Below are 4,107 nucleotides of genomic sequence, written 5' to 3'. Positions count from 1 at the left end.
CCGCCGCGCGCTCCAGGTCGAAAATGTAGCGCTGCGTCGGCGTCCAGCCCGGCCCTCCATGCTCCTTGGGCCAGCCGGTGACCAGCCAGCCCTGGCTATCGAGTCGGCGCTGCCATTGAACGATGTCGTTCTTCTGCAGCATCTCTCCGGTGACGGCCTTGCGCTTGAGATCGGACGGTGTGTGGGCTTTGAACCAGGCGCGAACCTCTTGCTGGAACGCCATGTCTTCCGGGCTGAAATCGATGTCCATCGTGGGCCTTTCTGCGTTCGGCTTGCGCTTTAGATCGAGATGCCGCCGCCGCAGATCAGCGTCTGGCCGCTTACGTAGTTCGACTCGGGAATACACAGCAGGTAGACCGATCCGGCTGCCTCCTCGGGCGTGCCGCCGCGACCCAACGGAATGGTGCGCTCCATCATTTCCAGCAGCTCGGGGTTGACGCCGACCTTGATCTTGCGACCCTCGACGTCGATGGAGGCATCGCCACTGGCTGGTGCCTCGGTCAGCCGCGTCTTGATCATGCCAAAAGCAACGGCGTTGACGTTCACCTTGTAGCGACCCCACTCCTTGGACAGCGCCTTGGTCAGACCAATGATGCCGGCCTTGCCCGCCGAGTAGTTGGCCTGACCGGCGTTGCCACCGGTGCCGGCGATGGACGAAATGTTGACCACCTTGCGAAACACCTCCTGCCCCGCTTCGGCTTCCTTGCGCGAGGCGACGCGGATGAACTCCGAAGCAGCGCGCAAAATCTTGAACGGCGCGGTCAGATGCACGTCGATGATCGCGTTCCATTGCTCGTCCGTCATCTTCTGAACCACGTTGTCCCAGGTGTAGCCGGCGTTGTTGATGATGATGTCCAGGCCGCCGAAGCCGTCGATCGCGGTCTTGACGAACTTTTCAGCGAAGCCGTCGGCAGTGACGCTGCCGGCACAAGCCAGCGCCATGCCGCCAGCGGCCTTGATGTCGGCCACGGTCTGCTCGGCCGGGCCGGCGTCCAGGTCATTGACGACCACCTTGGCGCCTTCGCTGGCGAGTTTCATGGCGATGGCGCGGCCGATGCCGCGACCCGATCCGGAGACGATGGCAACTTTGCCTTCAAGTGTTTTCATGGTGTGTCCTTGCTTGTGATTAAAAGGAAATAAATAAAAAGTCGGGCCGCCAAACGGAGGCCTCAGTTCAAGGCAACCAGTGCCTCGCCGGCCAGCGTGATTTCGCCTGTCGCCTTCGTCGCGCTGATTTGAACGCGCACGCAGGGCCGACCTGCATGCTCAATCTTTTCAAGCACCTTGCCCGTGCAGCGTATGCGGTCGCCGAGGTGGGTCATGGCCGCGAAGCGAACGCCATAGCTGAGGAGCTGGCGCTGCGGCACCCATTCGGTGAGCGCACGCCCGAGGTAGGCCATCGACAACATACCCTGCGCGAACACATCCTTCATACCCGCGCTGCGGGCGAAGTCGATGTCGATGTGGATCGGGTTGTGGTCACCCGACGCACCGGCGAACAGTGCCAGTGTGGTGCGGCTGATCGGTGGCAATTCCAGTACAGGCATGTCGTCACCAACATCCAGGATTTTTACTTGAGTGTTCATGAATAGTCCTTCAGGCGTGGCGCACGACGACCACCGAATGCAGGTCAGAGACATGCTCGCCGAGCTGATTGGTGACTTTCGTGTCGTTGACGACAAACTCGAGCGCGCCGCCCTTCTTGTCGTAGATGTCGGTGACGCGGGTCTGGAAGCGCAGCGTGTCGCCAGCGCACACCGGGGCGTGGTAGTCAAAGCGTTGCTCGCCGTGCAAGACCTTGCGCAAGTCGATCTTGAGCGTGTCGAGCAACGTCATCAACACCCCCGAATCGCTCTCGGCGCCAAAGATGAAGGTCGGTGGTGCCACGACGTTGCGGTAGCCAGCGGCCTGGGCGGCGCTCGCGTCGAAGTAGATCGGGTCGGTGGCACCGATCACCTCGGCGAAAAAGCGGATGCGCCCCTTCTCCACATCCCACAGCGTGGGCGGCACCTCGTAACCGATGAATTTCTTGTCAATCATGGGACTCCAGCTCCTGGTTTTCTGCGCCTGTGCTCAGGCGGCCTGGTAAAGCGTGACGACGCAAGCGCCGCCCAGCCCGAGGTTGTGCTGCAAGGCCACACGGGCGCCCTTGACCTGGCGTTTGTCCGCCGTGCCGCGCAACTGGTGCGTCAGCTCGTAACATTGCGCCAGGCCGGTCGCGCCCAGCGGATGCCCTTTCGACAACAGGCCTCCCGACGGGTTGGTCACAACCTTGCCGCCATAGGTGTTGTCGCCGTCCAGCACGAACTTCTCCGCACCGCCCTCCGGACACAGGCCCAGCGCCTCGTAGGTCAGCAGTTCGTTCTGTGCAAAGCAGTCGTGCAGCTCAACCACGTTCACGTCCTGCGGGCCGATGCCGGCTTGCTTATAGACCTTTTGCGCCGCATCGCGCGCCATGTCGAAGCCGACCACGCGCATCATGTCGTGCGACTCGAAGGTGCTGGGGAAATCGGTCGTCATTGCCTGGGCGGTAATCGACACGCGGGTGTCGAGCCCATGCTTTTTGGCGAAGGCTTCGGAGCAAATCACCGCAGCAGCGGCGCCGCAGGTCGGCGGGCAAGCCATCAGGCGGGTCATCACGCCCTCCCACAGCATCGGTGCGTTCATCACGTCATCGACCGAGACCTCCTTGCGAAACAGCGCCAGCGGGTTGTTGGCGGCATGGCGGCTGGCCTTGGCGCGAATGCTGGCAAAGGTCGACAGTTGGGTGCCGTACTTGTCCATGTGCGCCTTGCCGGCGCCGCCGAAGTAACGAAGGGCCAGCGGAATTTCCGGGTGCCCGACGAGCTCGGCGGTGGCCCGGTCAAACTCCTCGAACGGCGTTGGCCTGTCCTCGAACTGGGCCTTGATGGCACCGGCGGCCATCTGCTCGAAGCCCAGGGCCAGCACGCACTCGGCGGCACCGCTTTCGACCGCCTGGCGCGCCAGAAACAGCGCCGTCGAACCGGTGGAGCAGTTGTTGTTGACGTTGACGATTGGTATGCCGCTCATGCCCACCGGGTAGAGCGCCCGCTGGCCGCAGGTGGAATCGCCATACACATAGCCCACATAGGCTTGCTGGATCATGGGGTATTCGACGCGCGCATCGGCCATGGCCTGGCGCACCGCCTTTTCTCCCATCACGTGATAGGGCTCGCTGGCGCCCGGTTTGGTGAACGGGATCATGCCCACACCGGCAACAATAACTTTCTGGTTCATCGCACTGACTCCTTGGGTTGAAATGTTTCGATCGAAACGTTTTGGACTCGGACACTGGGAGGCCGACGGCCTCAGCCGCCCTTGTCCGCGTTGGCATACTCGGTTTTGAGGGCCTTCTTGAGGATCTTGTTGGCCGCACTGATTGGCAGCGAGCTGCGGAAGTGAATCCGCTTCGGCGCCTCGAAGCCGGGCAGGCGGCCACGACAGAACTCGAAGATGACCGTATGTTTTTCTCCGGTTGCCTTCACAGCGCGACGCAAGTTGTCGCTCACGTTCTGGCGGCGCAGCAGGTTCATCCCGAGTTCGTGGGTCAAGGCTGTTGTTTCCTTAGGTCGAAGCGTCGTTTGTCACTGATGAAGGGTCGCGCCGCGAGCGGCGTGATCCGATAGGTGTCACGGGTGACCACCTGCTTGAGCAACAGGTCGGCCCCCGCCAATGAATCCGCACCGGTTCCACCTCCCATGGCCGAAGTCTCCAGATCTCTGGCACTTCAGGTGAGCGCTTGCAACGAATCCTACCTAACGCTTGACAGTTTGGCAATCCCTCATTAAATTCGCGCAAACCCAAAGAGACCTCGTCCCCGCAGCTTGGGTGCGCGCCGTGACTCCTTGACCCACAACCCACGCATTGATAGGCATCCCTATATGGCCGACCCTCGCAGTTTTGCTCTCTCCGCCGACGACCGCGCCGTGCTTGAAGCCGCCGACAAGTTCGCGCGCAAGGAATTCGTGCCGCTCTCGCGGCGCATGGACGACGAGGAGTGGTGGCCGCCGGATATCTTCCAGAAAATTGGCGCGGCTGGCTTCATGGGGGCCACCGTGCCTGCCGAGCATGGTGGCGCGGGCATGG

Annotated in this window: 6 protein-coding genes and 1 pseudogene; 1 reads left to right on the top strand and 6 read right to left on the bottom strand. The window is 62.2% G+C overall.

Going from position 1 to position 4,107, the window contains the following annotated elements; all coding sequences use genetic code 11:
* The 6 genes and pseudogenes from RMP09_RS16095 to RMP09_RS16070 all read right to left on the bottom strand — a co-directional run.
* Positions 1 to 250: pseudogene (locus RMP09_RS16095) on the bottom strand (acyl-CoA dehydrogenase family protein); the annotation flags it as partial.
* A gap of 29 nt (positions 251 to 279) precedes the next feature.
* Positions 280 to 1,107 carry an SDR family NAD(P)-dependent oxidoreductase gene (locus RMP09_RS16090; RefSeq protein ID WP_127806066.1) on the bottom strand — a complete coding sequence of 276 codons (828 nt, stop codon included), beginning with the start codon at positions 1,105 to 1,107 and terminating at the stop codon, positions 280 to 282.
* A gap of 62 nt (positions 1,108 to 1,169) precedes the next feature.
* Positions 1,170 to 1,586: a MaoC family dehydratase gene (locus tag RMP09_RS16085; RefSeq protein ID WP_177134676.1), complete on the bottom strand. Its 417-nt coding sequence runs from the start codon at positions 1,584 to 1,586 to the stop codon at positions 1,170 to 1,172.
* Positions 1,587 to 1,596: 10 nt separating this feature from the next.
* Positions 1,597 to 2,040, bottom strand: a complete 444-nt coding sequence (locus RMP09_RS16080; protein WP_310566998.1) for a MaoC family dehydratase N-terminal domain-containing protein — start codon at positions 2,038 to 2,040, stop codon at positions 1,597 to 1,599.
* 33 nt (positions 2,041 to 2,073) lie between these two features.
* Entirely contained in the window at positions 2,074 to 3,258 is a 1,185-nt protein-coding gene (locus RMP09_RS16075; protein ID WP_310566997.1) for a lipid-transfer protein, read from the bottom strand.
* Positions 3,259 to 3,329: 71 nt separating this feature from the next.
* Positions 3,330 to 3,572 carry a hypothetical protein gene (locus tag RMP09_RS16070; RefSeq protein WP_210828874.1) on the bottom strand — a complete coding sequence of 81 codons (243 nt, stop codon included), beginning with the start codon at positions 3,570 to 3,572 and terminating at the stop codon, positions 3,330 to 3,332.
* A 330-nt stretch (positions 3,573 to 3,902) separates the two neighbouring features.
* Here RMP09_RS16070 and RMP09_RS16065 point away from each other — a divergent pair.
* Positions 3,903 to 4,107 (top strand): acyl-CoA dehydrogenase family protein (locus tag RMP09_RS16065; protein ID WP_310566996.1); only part of this gene is annotated, 205 nt, incomplete at its 3' end.

It is taken from the genome of Hydrogenophaga sp. (assembly GCF_031426985.1).
Lineage (GTDB): Bacteria > Pseudomonadota > Gammaproteobacteria > Burkholderiales > Burkholderiaceae_C > Hydrogenophaga.
Note: the sequence above shows the minus strand (reverse complement) of the source record. Positions and strands in the feature narration are given on the sequence as shown.